Annotated in this window: 15 protein-coding genes, 1 pseudogene and 1 riboswitch; of the genes and pseudogenes, 11 read left to right on the forward strand and 5 right to left on the reverse strand. The window is 44.4% G+C overall.

Annotated features, from left to right (window positions below):
* Nucleotides 1-27: 27 nt before the first annotated feature.
* Complete coding sequence (locus tag BVU_RS17760; RefSeq protein WP_005852749.1) at nucleotides 28-2418, reverse strand: ATP-dependent helicase; 2391 nt, start codon at nucleotides 2416-2418, stop codon at nucleotides 28-30.
* A 108-nt stretch (nucleotides 2419-2526) separates the two neighbouring features.
* Here BVU_RS17760 and BVU_RS17765 point away from each other — a divergent pair, with 108 nt between their 5' ends.
* From BVU_RS17765 to BVU_RS17810, 9 genes and pseudogenes are all read left to right on the forward strand, one after another.
* Nucleotides 2527-3144: a superoxide dismutase gene (locus tag BVU_RS17765; RefSeq protein ID WP_005852751.1), complete on the forward strand. Its 618-nt coding sequence runs from the start codon at nucleotides 2527-2529 to the stop codon at nucleotides 3142-3144.
* A 220-nt stretch (nucleotides 3145-3364) separates the two neighbouring features.
* A riboswitch (TPP riboswitch) is annotated at nucleotides 3365-3468 on the forward strand.
* 61 nt (nucleotides 3469-3529) lie between these two features.
* A complete protein-coding gene (thiS, locus tag BVU_RS17775; RefSeq protein WP_005852752.1) occupies nucleotides 3530-3730 on the forward strand; it encodes a sulfur carrier protein ThiS in 201 nt (66 codons plus the stop codon).
* Nucleotides 3720-4346, forward strand: coding sequence for a thiamine phosphate synthase (locus BVU_RS17780; RefSeq protein ID WP_012055758.1), 627 nt, complete (start codon nucleotides 3720-3722; stop codon nucleotides 4344-4346). The genes thiS and BVU_RS17780 overlap by 11 nt, the downstream gene beginning before the upstream one ends.
* A 17-nt stretch (nucleotides 4347-4363) precedes the next feature.
* A complete protein-coding gene (locus BVU_RS17785) occupies nucleotides 4364-5137 on the forward strand; it encodes a thiazole synthase (RefSeq protein WP_005852753.1) in 774 nt (257 codons plus the stop codon).
* Between the two features lie 8 nt (nucleotides 5138-5145).
* Nucleotides 5146-6846 carry a phosphomethylpyrimidine synthase ThiC gene (gene thiC / locus BVU_RS17790; protein ID WP_005852754.1) on the forward strand — a complete coding sequence of 567 codons (1701 nt, stop codon included), beginning with the start codon at nucleotides 5146-5148 and terminating at the stop codon, nucleotides 6844-6846.
* A 21-nt stretch (nucleotides 6847-6867) separates the two neighbouring features.
* Nucleotides 6868-7383: a hypothetical protein gene (locus BVU_RS17795; protein ID WP_005845957.1), complete on the forward strand. Its 516-nt coding sequence runs from the start codon at nucleotides 6868-6870 to the stop codon at nucleotides 7381-7383.
* Nucleotides 7383-7956: pseudogene (locus tag BVU_RS17800) on the forward strand (flavodoxin family protein). The gene BVU_RS17795 and the pseudogene BVU_RS17800 overlap by 1 nt, the downstream one beginning before the upstream one ends.
* 85 nt (nucleotides 7957-8041) lie before the next feature.
* Nucleotides 8042-9172, forward strand: a complete 1131-nt coding sequence (thiH, locus tag BVU_RS17805; protein ID WP_005845953.1) for a 2-iminoacetate synthase ThiH — start codon at nucleotides 8042-8044, stop codon at nucleotides 9170-9172.
* Nucleotides 9173-9250: 78 nt separating this feature from the next.
* A complete protein-coding gene (locus BVU_RS17810) occupies nucleotides 9251-9943 on the forward strand; it encodes a HesA/MoeB/ThiF family protein (RefSeq protein ID WP_005845950.1) in 693 nt (230 codons plus the stop codon).
* A 112-nt stretch (nucleotides 9944-10055) separates the two neighbouring features.
* On the opposite strand, the gene BVU_RS17815 is transcribed toward BVU_RS17810, so the two are convergent.
* Together BVU_RS17815 and BVU_RS17820 are read right to left on the reverse strand one after the other, a co-directional pair.
* Nucleotides 10056-11180 (reverse strand): glutathionylspermidine synthase family protein, encoded by a 1125-nt coding sequence (locus BVU_RS17815; protein WP_008781587.1) that lies wholly within the window; start codon nucleotides 11178-11180, stop codon nucleotides 10056-10058.
* Between the two features lie 12 nt (nucleotides 11181-11192).
* Nucleotides 11193-11546 carry a hypothetical protein gene (locus BVU_RS17820; protein WP_005845946.1) on the reverse strand — a complete coding sequence of 118 codons (354 nt, stop codon included), beginning with the start codon at nucleotides 11544-11546 and terminating at the stop codon, nucleotides 11193-11195.
* Nucleotides 11547-11765: 219 nt separating this feature from the next.
* Here BVU_RS17820 and BVU_RS17825 point away from each other — a divergent pair, with 219 nt between their 5' ends.
* Entirely contained in the window at nucleotides 11766-12374 is a 609-nt protein-coding gene (locus BVU_RS17825; RefSeq protein ID WP_005845944.1) for a thiamine phosphate synthase, read from the forward strand.
* Between the two features lie 165 nt (nucleotides 12375-12539).
* Nucleotides 12540-13478 (forward strand): ribose-phosphate pyrophosphokinase, encoded by a 939-nt coding sequence (locus BVU_RS17830; RefSeq protein ID WP_005845942.1) that lies wholly within the window; start codon nucleotides 12540-12542, stop codon nucleotides 13476-13478.
* Between the two features lie 239 nt (nucleotides 13479-13717).
* Here BVU_RS17830 and BVU_RS17835 read toward each other — a convergent pair whose 3' ends face one another.
* Both BVU_RS17835 and BVU_RS17840 read right to left on the reverse strand, forming a co-directional pair.
* The gene (locus tag BVU_RS17835; RefSeq protein ID WP_012055760.1) at nucleotides 13718-15076 is read right to left on the reverse strand and encodes a transposase; all 1359 of its coding nucleotides are present in this window, start codon (nucleotides 15074-15076) and stop codon (nucleotides 13718-13720) included.
* Between the two features lie 222 nt (nucleotides 15077-15298).
* Nucleotides 15299-16633 (reverse strand): ABC transporter substrate-binding protein, encoded by a 1335-nt coding sequence (locus BVU_RS17840; protein WP_012055761.1) that lies wholly within the window; start codon nucleotides 16631-16633, stop codon nucleotides 15299-15301.

Consider the following 16633-nt stretch of genomic DNA (forward strand, 5'->3'; position numbering starts at 1 on the left):
TATCAGAATTCTATTAAAATATTTATTCTATTCCACAACTTTGAATCGGGCAAATTTCAGTAATAATTGTTTTTCTCCGGCATTCCGGAAACGGACAGTCGCTTTGCTGTTCTCACCAATTCCTTCCACCTTTATCACATCGCCTATTCCAAAACGCTCATGCTCTATCACCTGCCCTGCCTGTACATTCACTGACAAGTTTCTCGCTGCGGACGGCTTTGAGACCGTTTCCGGACCAACCTTGGTCAAATTACGTGGTATACTGGGACGAATAATCTCAACTTTCGGTCTTTCTCCAACTAAAAATGTTTTCTGACCACCAGAGATGTTCGATGAAGAACGCCCGTAAGAAGACTGAGAAGCAGGTTCGTCAAACAAGGAACGAGCCGCACGTTCATTTTGCTCACGACAGAAACGGCTGGCTCTCTCGTCTATTCTCCGGGCCATCTGTTCCTCCTGAGGTAACTTCAGGAAATGTACATCAATATCTTTCAAGAAACGGCTAGGGCTACTGAACTCCATCTTTCCATATTTAAACCGACTCTTGGCAAAAGACAAATAGCAATGCTCTTCGGCACGTGTAATCGCCACATAAAACAAGCGGCGCTCCTCTTCCAGCTCCTTATACGAATTGAGTGACAAAGCACTGGGAAACAAGTTCTCTTCCATCCCAACTACAAAGACGTTTTTAAACTCCAAGCCTTTAGCAGAGTGAATGGTCATCAAGGTAATCTTCTCGGCATCCCCCTCTTTCTCGTTATCCTGGTCTGTCAACAGAGAAACCTCCGACAGAAAATCCGTCAACAGGATGTTTTCATTCCCTTCTTCTTCACGGGTTGCACAAAAATCGTGCATACCGTTTATCAGTTCTTCAATATTCTCCTGACGGCTCAGATTTTCAGGATCATTGCTCTGATAAATCTCATTCATAATGCCGGACTGACGAACAATCATTGCTCCCAATTCGTATGCATTCTTCTTCGGGACCTCCACTATAAAACTTTCTACCAGTTCACGAAACCCCTGTAATTTAGTATGCATACCCTTGTTAATATTCAAGCCGTATGCCAACGGCTCTTCCAAAACCATCCAAAGACTGACATGATGCTGTGCAGCCGCATCAATGACCTTGTTCAACGTAGTATCCCCGATTCCTCGCGCCGGATAATTCAACACCCGCTTAAAAGCCTCCTCATCATTCGGATTTACCGCCAGACGGAAGTAAGATATAACATCTTTAATCTCCTTGCGTTGATAAAAAGAAAGCCCTCCGTAAATCTTATAAGGTAAAGCACGCTTCCGCAAAGCCTCCTCAAAAATACGGCTCTGAGCATTTGTACGGTATAAAATAGCAAAATCATTATAAGAATAATGTTCCCGCGAACGCAGTTTCACAATCTGGTTGGCAACAATCTCCCCTTCCTCCACATCACTGTAGGCATTGAAAACTCCGATAGGCTCCCCTTTCGCTTTTTCCGAAAATACCTCCTTCCTTATCTGCTCGCTATTTTTCTCTATCAAACTGTTTGCCGCGCATACAATGGTCTGGGTAGAACGATAGTTCTGCTCCAATTTAAAAAGCTTGGCTCCCTTATACAGCTGAGTAAATTTCAATATATTGTCAATATTCGCCCCTCGGAAGGAATAAATACTTTGTGCATCATCCCCCACTACGCATACACGCTGATGTTCTTGGGTAAGCTGAAGCACAATGCTGTGTTGCGCAAAATTAGTATCCTGATACTCATCCACCAGCACATAACGGAACTGCTCCGCATACTTACGGCAGATTTCGGGATGATCGCGGAATAACATATAAGTATAAACCAACAAATCATCAAAATCCATCGCATCGCTTTGGCGACAACGTTCCCAATATCGTCGGTAAATATCACGGGTAGCGGGTACTTTGGCATTCAGATCATACTGATAAAGCTCTGCGTTCGAAACATATGCATCGGGAAAAACCAAATGGTTTTTCGCATTGCTGATACGCGCCTGTATCACCCCCGGTTTATAGGTTTTATCATCCAATTGCATTTCTTTTACAATAGACTTGATCAAACTCTTCGAATCTGAAGAATCATAGATGGTAAAATTGGAGGTAAAGCCGACAGCCTGTGCCTCACACCGCAGGATACGCGAAAAAATGGAATGGAACGTTCCCATCCATAAATAGCGTGCCTGATCGCCCACCTGACGGGCTATACGCTCTTTCATTTCACGAGCAGCCTTATTGGTAAAAGTCAATGCCAGAATAGACCAAGGAGTATATCCCCGCTCCAGTAAATAAGCTATTTTATAAGTCAGTACGCGTGTCTTCCCCGAACCTGCTCCGGCTATCACCAAAGAGGGACCTTCGTTGTAAAGCACCGCATTGCGCTGACTTTCATTCAATTCTTCTAAATAGTTCGTCATAAATTTCACCTTTCGCCCGCAAAGATAGAGAAAGTTTGAGTTTATCAGAACAATTCTATGCTCAATAATGTTATTATGATAGAAGTTTAATTAAAACCTCGACTAAAAATGAATATATTATTAACCACTTTAATTTCATTAGTTATGACTTACGAAATGCCCAAACTCCCGTATGCAAACAACGGACTCGAACCTGTAATCAGTCAGGCTACTATAGACTACCATTATGGCAAGCACTTACAAACATACGTAAACAATTTGAACTCTTTGGTTCCGAGTACAGAATTTGAAGGAAAGACCGTAGAGGAAATTGTTGCATCAGCTCCCGACGGAGCGATATTCAATAACGCCGGACAAGTATTGAACCATACATTATATTTCCTTCAGTTCACCCCCAAACCCAACAAGCATGAACCGTCCGGCAAATTGGCAGAAGCCATCAACCGGGACTTCGGAAGCTTTGAAAACTTCAAGAAAGAATTCAACGCCGCTTCCACAGGACTGTTTGGTTCGGGCTGGGCTTGGCTTTCTATAGACAAGCAAGGAAAACTACATATCACCAAAGAGCCAAACGGAAGCAACCCGTGGCGTGCAGGCCTGAAACCATTGCTGGGTTTCGATGTATGGGAACATGCTTACTATTTGGATTACCAGAACCGCCGTGCAGATCATGTGAACAAGTTATGGGAAATCATTGACTGGGATGTAGTAGAAAAACGTCTATAAAAGAACCCTTAACTATACATCATAATAAAGCTGCCTCGCACCCTATTCATTCAGGGAGCGGGGCAATCTGCTTTAAGATGCAAAGATACAGCAGATATGCATTCATCCTTTTACAAGAATAAACAAGCATAATGCAAGATAATCATAAAAAAACATTCTTCCACAAAAAATAAAGCAGTCTGTTGTAGCATTATTCATTTCTTTCCCATATCTTTGCCATCGTAAAACAAAGGGGTGCCCCACGTAAACAGCGGACGGGCTGAGATTATACCCTGTGAACCTGATGCGGTTAGTACCGCCGAAGGGATTGTTACTTCTTACCTCATACCATCCGGTCAAAAAGCAACTCTTTGTATTTACAAGTAAATTCATAAACTGATATAGTATGAAACTGACAGTAAACAGCAAAGAAACCGAAGTAAAGGACGGATGCACCATAGCCGAACTTTCCACCTTTCTGGCACTTCCTGAGAAAGGTATCGCCATAGCGGTAAACAACCGGATGGTTCCCCGTATAGAGTGGGAGAAATGTGTGTTACACCCCAATGACAGTCTGGTAGTCATTAAAGCTGCATGTGGAGGATAAGACCGTGGAACTTCAATTCATCACTCACTTCACCGACACATATTCCTATTATGATTCCGCACGCATGGCCTTGGAAGGCGGTTGCCGCTGGATCCAGCTACGCATGAAAGACACTCCCGTTGACGAAGTGGAACGGGAAGCCATACGCCTGCAAGGCTTATGCAAAGACTATGGAGCGACATTTGTCATAGACGACCACGTGGAGTTAGTTAAGAAAATTCATGCTGACGGAGTGCATTTAGGAAAAAAGGACATGCCCGTAGCCGAAGCACGGGGAATATTAGGAAAAGAATTCATCATCGGAGGCACCGCCAATACATTTGACGATGTAAAGATGCATTACAAAGCCGGAGCTGACTACATCGGCTGTGGCCCGTTCCGTTTTACTACTACAAAAAAGGATCTCTCTCCAGTGCTGGGACTGGAAGGTTACCGTTCCATTATTCTGCAAATGAAAGAGGCAAATATCCATTTGCCCATCGTTGCTATCGGGGGAATTACTTTGGAAGATATCCCTTCCATCATGGAAACGGGAATCACCGGTATTGCCTTGAGCGGAACCATACTCCGGGCGAAAGACCCGGTAGCGGAAACTAAACGAATCATGAATTTATAATAAAATCACAAAATACAATGAAGAAACTGATTATAGCTGGAAAAGAATTTAATTCCCGTTTATTCCTGGGAACCGGTAAATTCAATTCAAACACCGTAATGGAAGAAGCCATTCTGGCATCAGGGTGTGAAATGGTAACCGTAGCCATGAAACGCATTGAACTGGACGATAAGGAAGATGATATGCTGAAACATATCATTCACCCCCACATACAGCTATTGCCCAATACCTCCGGTGTGCGCACAGCCGAAGAAGCCGTCTTTGCCGCACAAATGGCCCGCGAGGCCTTTGGCACCAACTGGCTGAAACTGGAAATTCATCCCGATCCGCGCTACTTGTTGCCAGATTCTACCGAAACATTGAAAGCAACCGAGGAACTAGTCAAACTAGGTTTTGTCGTATTGCCCTATTGCCAGGCAGATCCTACATTATGCAAACGGCTGGAAGAGGCAGGAGCAGCAACCGTCATGCCGCTTGCCGCCCCCATCGGGACAAACAAAGGCTTGCAGACACGTGACTTCCTGCGCATCATTATCGAACAAGCTTCCGTTCCTGTGGTAGTAGACGCCGGAATAGGCGCCCCCAGCCATGCCACCGAAGCGATGGAAATGGGTGCGGACGCCTGTCTGGTCAATACAGCCATCGCAGTAGCCGGCCAACCGGTAGAAATGGCAATAGCCTTCAAGGAAGCTGTCATTGCCGGACGCCGCGCCTATGAAGCAGGCTTAGGAGCAGTAGGACAGAACTTGATCGCATCCGCCTCATCCCCTTTAACTTCATTCTTAGATTAAACAGAAATATGATAGACAAAAAGCAAGATAAAAAAGCATACGCTCATGCAGAAAAGGCATATATGCAAGGAACCCTGTTCCCATACATCAAAGTAGGAATGCAGAAAGTAAACCTGACTCCTACTGTAAACATAGTGAACGGTGAAAAGGTAACAACGCCCAATGCTCCTGTTTATATTTATGACACCAGTGGTCCGTTCAGTGATCCCAATATGGAAATCGATCTGAAAAAAGGACTTCCCCGTATGCGCGAAAGCTGGATTATTGGACGGGGAGACGTGGAAAAACTGCCCTCCATTACCTCAGAATACGGAAAGATGCGCCGTGACGATAAAAGTCTGGACCACCTGCGCTTTGAACACATCGCCCTGCCCTATCGTGCCAAAGCCGGAAAGGCCATCACACAAATGGCATACGCCAAAGCCGGCATAGTTACACCGGAAATGGAATATGTAGCCATCCGTGAAAACATGAATTGCCGGGAACTGGGCATCGACACCTTTATCACCCCTGAATTCGTGCGTGATGAAATAGCCGCAGGGCGTGCCGTACTTCCCGCCAATATCAACCACCCCGAAAGCGAGCCTATGATTATCGGCAGGAACTTTTTAGTGAAGATCAACACGAACATCGGAAACTCCGCCACCACTTCCTCCATTGACGAAGAGGTGGAAAAAGCCGTGTGGAGCTGCAAATGGGGAGGTGATACCCTGATGGATCTCTCGACCGGCGATAACATTCACGAAACACGCGAATGGATTGTCCGCAACTGTCCTGTCCCCGTAGGTACCGTACCTATTTATCAGGCATTAGAGAAAGTAAACGGTAAAGTAGAGAATCTGAATTGGGAGATTTATAAAGATACATTAATCGAACAATGCGAACAAGGAGTGGACTACTTTACCATCCATGCCGGAATACGCCGCCAGAATGTACATCTGGCCGACAAACGTCTGTGTGGCATCGTAAGCCGCGGAGGCAGCATCATGAGCAAGTGGTGTCTGGTACATGACAAGGAAAGTTTCTTATATGAGCATTTTGATGACATCTGTGATATTCTGGCACAATACGATGTAGCCGTATCCTTGGGTGACGGACTTCGTCCGGGCTGTATCGCTGACGCTAATGACGAGGCACAGTTTGCCGAACTGGATACCATGGGTGAACTTGTACTCCGAGCATGGAACAAAAACGTACAGGCATTCATTGAAGGACCGGGGCATGTACCTTTGCATAAAATCAAAGAAAACATGGAACGCCAGATCTCTCACTGTCACAACGCACCGTTCTACACCCTCGGTCCGCTGGTAACGGACATCGCTCCGGGATATGACCATATCACTTCGGCCATCGGTGCCGCACAAATCGGCTGGTTAGGCACTGCCATGCTATGTTATGTCACCCCGAAAGAACATCTGGGATTGCCCAACAAAGAAGATGTACGCATAGGTGTCATCACTTACAAGATTGCTGCCCATGCTGCCGATCTAGCGAAAGGGCATCCGGGCGCACAGATCCGCGACAATGCTTTAAGCAAGGCACGTTATGAATTCCGTTGGCGCGACCAGTTCCATCTGAGTCTGGATCCCGACCGCGCTTTGGAATACTTCAATGAAGGCCGCCATACGGACGGTGAGTACTGTACCATGTGCGGACCCAACTTCTGCGCTATGAAACTGAGCCGCGACTTGAAGAACGTGGGTAATTAAACAACTGACTTTGTAAAAACTATGGAAGATTTCAAGAAAGCACTTGAAGGAACTTTAGGAAGAAAACACATAGACAACATAGTAGATCAAGTGGCCAGCTCCCCCGACCGCTTTGATGCTCTTTATACTCTAACGCAGCATGAAGAAACAAGGATAGCCTGGCGTGCCACTTGGGCTTGTGAAAAACTGAGTTTCCTCCTTCCTTCCCTATTGATGGATAAAAGGGAGGAACTGATGTTACGGGCCATGCAATGCCCCCACGATGGAACAAGACGCCTGCTACTGAATATCCTTCATCATCTTCCTGTCCCGAAGCCTGTCAACGCAGCTTTCTTCGATTTCTGCCTTCAAGGTATGCTATCTTCTGCCGAAAGCGCATCCGGACAAGCCGTCTGCATGAAACTTGCCTACGACATCTGCCTGGAAGAACCGGAACTGACAGGAGAGCTGAAAGCATATCTGGAAAATATGGAACCGGAATACTATACGGTTGCAGTGCAATGTGTCCGCAACAACATCCTAAAAAAAATAAGGTAATGAAGATATTGATACTCAACGGAAGTCCTCGTTGCCAAGGACTTATCAGCCGAATGCTGGACATCATGGCCGAAGAAGCTCGCATACGTGGCGCCGAAGTGGAAGCAATATCCATCCATAAATTGCAGGTACGCCCCTGTACAGGATGCATGGCTTGCCGCAGCCGGCAGGCCTGTGTCCTACCCGAAGACGATGCGCAGCGCACGCTTCAAAAGATACAATGGGCAGACGTGCTGATTGTCGGATCACCCTGCTATTGGGGAAACATGAACGGACATCTGAAAGTAGTGTTCGACCGCATCGTGTACGGCATGATGGGAGAAAGTCCGAAAGGGATCCCCCAAGCGTTGCATAAAGGCAAGAAAGCAGTCATCGTAAGCACCTGCTCCACCCCATGGCCGTTCAATATCTGGTTTAACCAGACACGCGGTGTAGTAAAAGCGTTGCGCGAAATTCTGAAGTGGAGCGGATTCTCTATCAAAGGCCGTTATCCAGAAGGGAGGAACGAAGCAACATCCCGAGCTGACGGAAAGCGACAAAAAGAAATGTAGAAAAATAATAAGAAACTTATAGCTTGAAACCTGTTTAAATGCCGAAAAAGTTTAAATAGGCTCTTATAGAAGCGAAATCATCTTATAGAACTATAACAAAAAAAATTATGTTTTCAGAAGAACTTGAAAAAATAGATTGGGAAGAAACCACCAAAACCATCTACTCCAAGACCGAAAGTGATGTGCTCCGCGCTCTTGGCAAGGAACATTGCGATGTGGACGACTTTATGGCGCTCATCTCCCCCGCAGCAGCAAAATACCTGGAGCCGATGGCGCAACTAAGCAAAAAATATACCGAAGAACGTTTCGGCAAAACCATCTCCATGTTTATACCGCTGTATATCACCAACTCCTGCACCAATTCTTGTGTGTATTGTGGTTTCCATATCAGCAACCCGATGGCACGTACCATCCTCACCCCCGAACAGATTGAAGATGAATACAAAGCCATCAAGAAACTGGGGCCTTTTGAGAACCTGTTACTGGTGACCGGAGAGAATCCGGCAAAAGCCGGAGTCCCTTATCTGGCTAAAGCTTTGGACATCGCCAAAAAATATTTCAGCAATCTGAAGATAGAGGTAATGCCCCTCAAAGCCGAAGAATATGCCGAACTGAAAGAACACGGACTGAATGGAGTCATTTGCTTTCAGGAAACTTATAACAAAGCCCGTTATAATATATATCACCCACGCGGGATGAAATCCAAATTCGAGTGGCGGGTAAACGGCTTCGACCGCATGGGTCAGGCAGGAGTCCACTCCATTGGCATGGGAGTACTTATCGGACTGGAAGAATGGCGCACCGATGTGACCATGATGGCTTATCACTTACGCTATCTTCAGAAAAAGTATTGGAAAACCAAATACAGTGTCAACTTCCCCCGTATGCGTCCGGCAGAAAACGGTGGTTTCCAGCCGAATGTCATCATGAATGATCGTGAGTTGGCACAGCTCACTTTTGCCATGCGTATTTTCGATCACGATGTAGATATCTCCTACTCCACTCGTGAACCGGCACAAATCCGCGACAACATGGCAGGGCTAGGAGTGACTACCATGAGTGCTGAAAGCAAAACTGAACCGGGGGGATACTATACCTATCCGCAAGCTTTGGAACAATTCCATGTAAGTGATGAGCGTACAGCCGTAGAAGTAGAACACGCACTGAAATCATTAGGAAGGGAGCCAGTATGGAAAGACTGGGATGTTTCTTTTGACAAGTTCACGCCAATACGATAGATTTTACCCATATTTTTAAAGGAATGGGGCTGTATAAATGATACAAAGCTCCTTTTTTTCAAATTAACAACAAACAAAGTGGAAAGATATAACCGTCAAATTATTCTCCCTGAATTGGGAGAAAAAGGACAACAACGGCTTCAGCAGGCCAAAGTGCTTATTGTCGGTGTAGGTGGTCTGGGATCTCCTGTTGCCTTGTACCTGACAGGAGCCGGAGTAGGTACCATCGGATTAATAGACGATGATGTGGTAAGTGTCAGCAACTTGCAACGTCAAGTACTTTATAGTGAAGCCGAGGTAGGCATGCCCAAAGCTATCCAAGCCAAGAAACGTCTTGAAGCCCTGAACCATGATGTACAAATCAATGCCTATCCCACAAGACTGACTAAAGAGAATGCGGATGAAATTATCCGTACCTACGACATCATTATAGATGGATGTGATAATTTCGCTACCCGCTATCTTATCAATGATATCTGTGTGAAATGGGGAAAAGTTTATGTATATGGTGCCATCCGTGCCTTCGAAGGTCAAGTATCCGTTTTCAATTACCAAGGAGGCCCCGATTACCGCCACTTTTTCCCCGACGAAACAGAAATGCTATCCATGCCCCATCCGCCCAAAGGAGTATTAGGTGTAACCCCCGGCATAATAGGTTGTGCCGAAGCTGCTGAAGTGTTGAAGATTATAGGTGAATATGGCGAAGTGTTAAGCGGCAAATTATGGACGATTAACGTAAAAACGATGGAAACCCATCTCATTTCCTTCTAGAGGAATCGAACCGACCCTATTCAAAAGACATTAATTCCTCAATTATGTGCCAACAGTCGAGGCATGACGACATCCGTCGTCCGGCATCGACCGGCACATGGATAGTTTGACTTTATCCTATAATATGTGGTACAAACTCGGACAAGTTATCTGTAACCTCCATACGATTTTCGCGAATACCGATGCCCGCAGCTTCTCCTCCTATAATCCAAGAACCAATAACTGGATATCTGCCACTGTACGCTGTCGGTTCCACATACTCCTGATATACATAAGCTCCAGTGTTATAATCACCCTCCGTTTCAGCTATACGTACATATTCCTCCCAATCCCGGATATCAACAACGCTTACATTATGACCTTCACGAGAGAAGACCGGTTTTTTACAAAACAATCCCGACCGAGGGCGCGACAAATAACAAGGAAGCACATAAGGAGAATCCGGAAACAACTCGTACAATGTGGCAAGGATCGCCTTATTGGACATCACCAATTTCCATATCGGCTCCAACCATTCCATTTCCGCTAGACATCCGTCAGGACTTTCGTCCACCATCCACTCCCACGGATAAAGTTTAAAGCACCGGTTCACTAGTTCACCTGCCGGATCAAAAAATCGTCCATTTTGCAAATCCAGCGCCTGCATATCCAATACTCGGGTAGAAAACCCAGCCTCCATCGCCGTACTTGCCAGATATTGCAACGTTCCTGTATCTTCATTATTCTCTAATGCACCAGCAAAATGAATCTCTCCTTTTTTGGGGAAAATATCTTTCCATGACTGCACCAATCCTTCATGAATACCATTAAACTGGTCGCATTCCGGAAAAACATCCTCTTTCCATTGCCATTGGATAACAGATGCTTCAAGCAAAGAAGTCGGTGTATCAGCATTGAACTCCAATATTTTCGGAGTACCATCCTTGGCTAATATAAAATCAAAACGACCATACAGACTTAACTCATCCGCATCCCAAGAAGCACGGATACGCTCACCAATCTCCTTCGGAATATTCAATGCACGCTCCATAAATTCCGGGTTATCTTCAATAATGAATTGAGCAGCCTCACAATACAGACGGTACGCCTCATTGGTTGCTTCCTCCAAACAGGCTGTTTCTTCAGCCGTAAAACGATAATACGCTTCCTCGCGCCAATAATCACCATGAAAATCAAAGCCCAGCGCTTCTATTTTCTCACGGTAGTCTGAACGTGGCGTAACAGGTATTCTTTTCATATCCGCTTCCTATTAACTATGAACACCGGATGAACGGCGTGTTTTCCCAAAAACACTTCCGCTCGATTTTGATTTTGTAGACGATTTTGCCCCCACATTCACTTTTGAAGGAGCATCCACTTTCATTCCGTTAGCATCTGTCCACGAATCAGATTTAGGATAATAATAATGTGTGGTAGAAAGTCCGTTGGCCATAGACGGCATTAATGCCCAACGCATTAGCATAGCGTTATAAATCCAACTGTTTCCCTGATGATCACGGTACTCTTCTTGATCTTTAGGATTCTCAGGCAATTCCGTTTTTTGCGTACATCCGGCAAGTGCCATCAAACAAAATGCGGCTGCAAGAAATTGTTTTTTATTCATAATTCTATCTATTCGTCTTGTTTTATTAGCGCAAAAGTAAATAAAAAACGCCTATTTCATACAGATACACACAGATTATTTAAAACTTTTCCATCGCATGAATCACTTTTTCGGGGAAAGTATCCCATTGATTTACAGGTTTATCAAAAATAAATCTATAAATCCACTAGGATTATTACAAATAGGTTGCTATCTTTGCTTAGCAATTAGTCATAAGGTATGAAGTTAATTCTAATAACGCCCCCCACTTATTTTGTGGAGGAAGATAAAATAATTACAGCTCTTTTCGAGGAGGGACTAGACACACTCCATCTGCGAAAGCCCGGTACAGCACCCATGTTTGCAGAACGTCTGCTAACCCTTATCCCCGAACAATATCACAAACGCATCGTGGTTCACGGACATTTTTATCTGAAAGAGGAATACAAACTGAAAGGAATTCACCTGAACGGTCGTAATCCGAACCTGCCGGAAGGATACAAAGGACATGTCAGTTGTTCTTGCCATTCGCTAGACGAAGTTAAAGAGCGCAAATCCAGTTGCGATTATGTCTTTCTGAGTCCGGTATTCAATAGCATATCCAAACTAAATTATAACTCGGCATACACCGCCGAAGAACTCCGTACCGCCGCCAAAGCAGGCATTATTGACAAAAAAGTCATAGCTTTGGGAGGCATTGACGAAGAAAACTTGCTGGAGGTAAAGGACTTTGGTTTCGGAGGAGCCGCCATATTGGGCGCCCTTTGGAATAAATTCGATGCGTGTACCGATCGCGATTATCGGTGCGTGATAGAACATTTCCGGAAATTAAGAGATTTAGCAGACTGATTTATCAAAATAATTTAGAATAGAAGCCTAAAAAAACGAAGAATATGCTTCAAACCAAGCATATTACAATAATGAGAAGTTATTTTTAAATTTCTATTTTTAATTTCTAATTATAATACGTACCTTTGCACGCAAATTAACAAATAGGTAATATCTATTACAAAAATGAGCAAAACATCACCTTTTAGGGTATTCTCAGGAACAAATTCGAGATACCTTGCAGAAAAGATTTGCAACAGCCTCGGTTGCAAATTAGGAAACATGAACATCATGCATTTTGCTGATGGTGAGTTCGCTGTTTCTTATGAAGAATCAATTAGAGGCGCACATGTTTTTCTAGTTCAATCTACCTTTCCTAACTCTGACAACTTAATGGAACTGCTGCTAATGATTGATGCAGCTAAAAGAGCCTCTGCAAAAAGCATTGTAGCCGTTATTCCCTACTTTGGATGGGCACGTCAGGACAGAAAAGACAAACCTCGTGTTTCTATCGGTGCTAAACTGGTAGCCGATCTTCTGAGCGTAGCAGGCATCGACCGTTTAATCACAATGGATTTGCATGCCGATCAGATTCAAGGATTCTTTGATGTACCGGTAGACCACCTCTACGCTTCTGGCGTATTCCTGCCTTACATTGAATCATTGCAACTGGAAGACTTGGTAATCGCAACTCCGGACGTGGGTGGTTCAAAACGCGCCAGCACTTATTCCAAATATTTGGGTGTACCCTTGGTACTCTGCAACAAGACGCGCCTGAAAGCCAATGAAGTGGCCACCATGCAAATTATCGGTGATGTAAAAAATAAAAATGTCATCTTAATTGACGATATGGTAGATACAGCAGGTACTATTACCAAAGCTGCCGATATTATGAAAGAAGCGGGAGCTATTTCCGTCCGCGCTATCGCTTCTCACTGTGTAATGTCAGGTCCTGCATCCGAACGCGTTCAGAACTCCGGCTTGGAAGAAATGGTATTTACCGATAGTATTCCTTATGCTAACCGTTGCTCTAAAGTGAAGCAACTGACCATTGCTGATATGTTTGCTGAAACAATCCGCCGCGTGATGAATAATGAGTCTATCTCTTCACAATACATCATTTAATCTTTATATGATTATAGAAATAAAAGTCCGGACTTTCCCAAGTTCGGACTTTTATTTTAGGGATATTCAGTAAATGTCTCTAAAAAATAAGATGGCATATGAAGATGATAGGGCATGACCATTTCATATGCCATTCTTATTGTCATTTTTCCGTGCTTTCTCACATAATTCTATCCGACAGGACATGACGTTCCGGAAGAAGTCTGATGACCTCTTCTGATTCTGTGAGTAAAATCATATCATGCTGCTTTAGCTGTTTTGTTTCTGATTTTTTCTATTATCAGTATGGCATTTGCCGTATGTATTCCAAAGAAAATCCACAGTATTTCCGTCTTCCTGTTTCTGGCCTTTATCCTTGAGAGCGAGTAATGTTGCTTTTGAGTGCCGAAGCTTCCTTCAAGCCGTGTTGCCCTTTCTTTTGAGAGTTCGCTTCTAAGCACCTTCCTCAAAGGCTCATCTTTGGCCGCCCTTCCCTTGCGCACAAAGGATGTGGATATCCCATATTTTGTACAGAACTTTCTGTTGGCATTATTGGCATATATGGAATCGGCAGCCACACATCTTACCCTTACATTCATAAGCTTCTGCTGCATGCGGATACAGTCCTTCAAGCGTATACCCTCATTGAATGCCTTGAACGAGAGGTGTTCGATGAACGATATGCCGTCTATCTGTATATTATTGACCTTTGCACCGAACTCGACGGACTTGGTTTCCTTGCCTCTGACGATGGGACGTACATAATGACGGTCAATGCTGACGATGCGGTCACTGACTTTCCGCCCTTCAAACATTTCCTTTTCTTGTACAAGCACCTTTCTGATGATGGAAAGACGCTTATGATAATCCTGGGTATATCGGAGTAAAGCACCGTACTCGCTATGGATCCCATCCCTTTGACTGAGGAGCTTTTCAAGAAGCTTGATCATACGGCGCTTAAGCATTCTTGCCCTTGAAGCTCTCCTCTTTCTTTTCTTGCAGTAGGACAGATAGGATTCCGCCACATTCCTGTATTTGTTGCGCGGACGCCTTATGCCCAGCTCCCTGCAATGCCGGCATATATGCCTGTAGAGCCATTCGAGGCTTTCCCAAAGGAGTTTCATGTCCGTAGGAAAACGCATGTGGCTTTCATAGCATGTGGCATCGGTCATGCAGACGTGAAGGTTATCAAGATAAGGTTTCCAGTGTGAAGCCAGGAGCTCCTGGAAAGAATCAATGTCAAGGCGGGATGCTATCTCATTACGGATGGCACTGACTATCTTGAAGTTGGTTATGGGAAGGGACGGGGGAATCATAATTCCACAGAAAATCTGGTAGTGTATGTTCCCGTTCAGATGTTCCACCAGTTGCCTGTCGGAGAATCCGGTGTATGCCTTCAGGACCATAAGGGCGATCTTTGCGGAAGGACTGAATCTGTTCCTGCGTCCCAGGCGCCGGTCCGACAGGCCGGCGGCTTTTGCCATACATTCAAACGGAAAGACCGAATGAAGCTTGCCAAGCTCACTCTCATTAAAACTCTTGCGGTATTTTTCCAGAATATCAAATTCTGTAAAACCCAAAGTAGGGTGAATTTCTGAAATATTCACTATCTTTGCCATATCTTATTAGTTTGGATATTTCCCCCGTTTTGGCCGTCAAATCTTATTTTCGGGGGAATACCTAAAGATACAAAAAAGCCAACTAATTCGCAATACTTTGTGTATGAATTAGTTGGCTGATTTTGTAATATTTAATGAATGTCCCTATTTTAATTCTACCTAAAGATTGGATTCCCTAAATCGTTTTATCAGCAAGACTAAATGTTTCCTTCCTTTATAAAGTCATTTCTTTCTTTGATGATTCCTGCGACGATATTGAGCCTTTTCATGCTGATAACGCTGAAGTTTTCTATACACGGTGAATACTACCATAATCCCGGCAGATACCAGAATCACAATAACCACGCCTACCCCCAAATTATCCCCCTTTACACGCGACCACATTTCCAAGACCAATTCGGTCTTGTCACCGGAATCACGAATCATGGCACAACGCTCCACCACTGTACGGTCAGGATACTGTACCTTATCTATTTGTATACTATCGGCAGCAGGACCGAAAAAATAGCTTAAATCTGCAAAGTAAGATAAAGTAGTATCTATTTTTGCCTCCAAAATCTCGGGAGTAGCAACGGCACTCACATAACCACAGGCGTCCATATTACGTAAAGCCACATCGGGACGGCATAAATAATTAATAAAATAGCTGGCAGCCTTTTTATTTCTAGCATACTTAGGGATCACCCATCCGTCATACCACACATTACTTCCTTCCACCGGCACCTCATAGTCCAGATGGATGCCCACTCCTTCAGCCTCTTCTATCGCCCATACCGCATCCCCGCTCCAGGTCATGTTCAGCCATGCTTTACCTTTAGTCATCATTTCCTTGCCAAAATCAGCTTCCCAACCTGCTATCAAGGGTTTCATGGCTTTCAGATACTTTTCAACTGTATCGATGGATGCTTGCGAATAGTTGTTCATCAACTCCTCTACCGTAACCTTGCCTTTTTTCAAATCCTCGGCATTGGCATAAATCAATGCGGTACCATATGCATCACGATAACTTTCCTTCATCAGGATCTTGTTCTCATATTTCAGATTCCAAAGACTGGCCCAAGTCCTGGCATCTTCCGCTGGAACATGATCGGTATTAAAAAGGATACCTGCTGTTCCCCACATATAACCGATGGCATAATCTGAAGCACGATGCCCCGACCAGCTCAATTTATCCAATTGTTCACGGATATAAGGAGATTCATTATGCAGATAATTGGGGGTCTTTCCAAAAACGGTATCAATGGGAAGCAATAAACCTTTCCTCAGCATGCGCTCTATGATATACTCCGAAGGACAAACTACATCAAAATCTTCATGCCCGCGTTCTATCTTAGTCAACATGATTTCATTGATGTCAAAAGTCTGATAGACAATCCGAATATCTTCCCCCGTCTGTTCTTTGTACCACCGGGGAAATTCCGCCAACATATCCTCATCAATGTAATCGGCCCAATTATATATTTTCAGCACACTCTCACGAGGCTCTGTGTTATAGCATCCGGTTAAAGAGAATAACGCGCACACACACACCATCAGCCATCTATTTATTTTCCTCAT

Origin of the sequence: Phocaeicola vulgatus ATCC 8482 (genome assembly GCF_000012825.1) — a bacterium.
In the GTDB taxonomy this organism is placed as follows: Bacteria; Bacteroidota; Bacteroidia; order Bacteroidales; family Bacteroidaceae; genus Phocaeicola; species Phocaeicola vulgatus.

Bases quoted from the DNA above. Each gene is read 5' to 3' on its own strand.
- BVU_RS17835 (WP_012055760.1), bottom strand. From the start codon at position 15,076: ATGGCAAAGATAGTGAATATTTCAGAAATTCACCCTACTTTGGGTTTT.
- BVU_RS17825 (WP_005845944.1), top strand. From the start codon at position 11,766: ATGAAGTTAATTCTAATAACGCCCCCCACTTATTTTGTGGAGGAAGAT.
- BVU_RS17765 (WP_005852751.1), top strand. From the start codon at position 2,527: ATGAATATATTATTAACCACTTTAATTTCATTAGTTATGACTTACGAA.
- BVU_RS17785 (WP_005852753.1), top strand. From the start codon at position 4,364: ATGAAGAAACTGATTATAGCTGGAAAAGAATTTAATTCCCGTTTATTC.
- BVU_RS17820 (WP_005845946.1), bottom strand. From the start codon at position 11,546: ATGAATAAAAAACAATTTCTTGCAGCCGCATTTTGTTTGATGGCACTT.
- BVU_RS17840 (WP_012055761.1), bottom strand. From the start codon at position 16,633: ATGAGGAAAATAAATAGATGGCTGATGGTGTGTGTGTGCGCGTTATTC.
- thiC (WP_005852754.1), top strand. From the start codon at position 5,146: ATGATAGACAAAAAGCAAGATAAAAAAGCATACGCTCATGCAGAAAAG.
- BVU_RS17760 (WP_005852749.1), bottom strand. From the start codon at position 2,418: ATGACGAACTATTTAGAAGAATTGAATGAAAGTCAGCGCAATGCGGTG.
- BVU_RS17815 (WP_008781587.1), bottom strand. From the start codon at position 11,180: ATGAAAAGAATACCTGTTACGCCACGTTCAGACTACCGTGAGAAAATA.
- thiS (WP_005852752.1), top strand. From the start codon at position 3,530: ATGAAACTGACAGTAAACAGCAAAGAAACCGAAGTAAAGGACGGATGC.
- BVU_RS17795 (WP_005845957.1), top strand. From the start codon at position 6,868: ATGGAAGATTTCAAGAAAGCACTTGAAGGAACTTTAGGAAGAAAACAC.
- thiH (WP_005845953.1), top strand. From the start codon at position 8,042: ATGTTTTCAGAAGAACTTGAAAAAATAGATTGGGAAGAAACCACCAAA.
- BVU_RS17830 (WP_005845942.1), top strand. From the start codon at position 12,540: ATGAGCAAAACATCACCTTTTAGGGTATTCTCAGGAACAAATTCGAGA.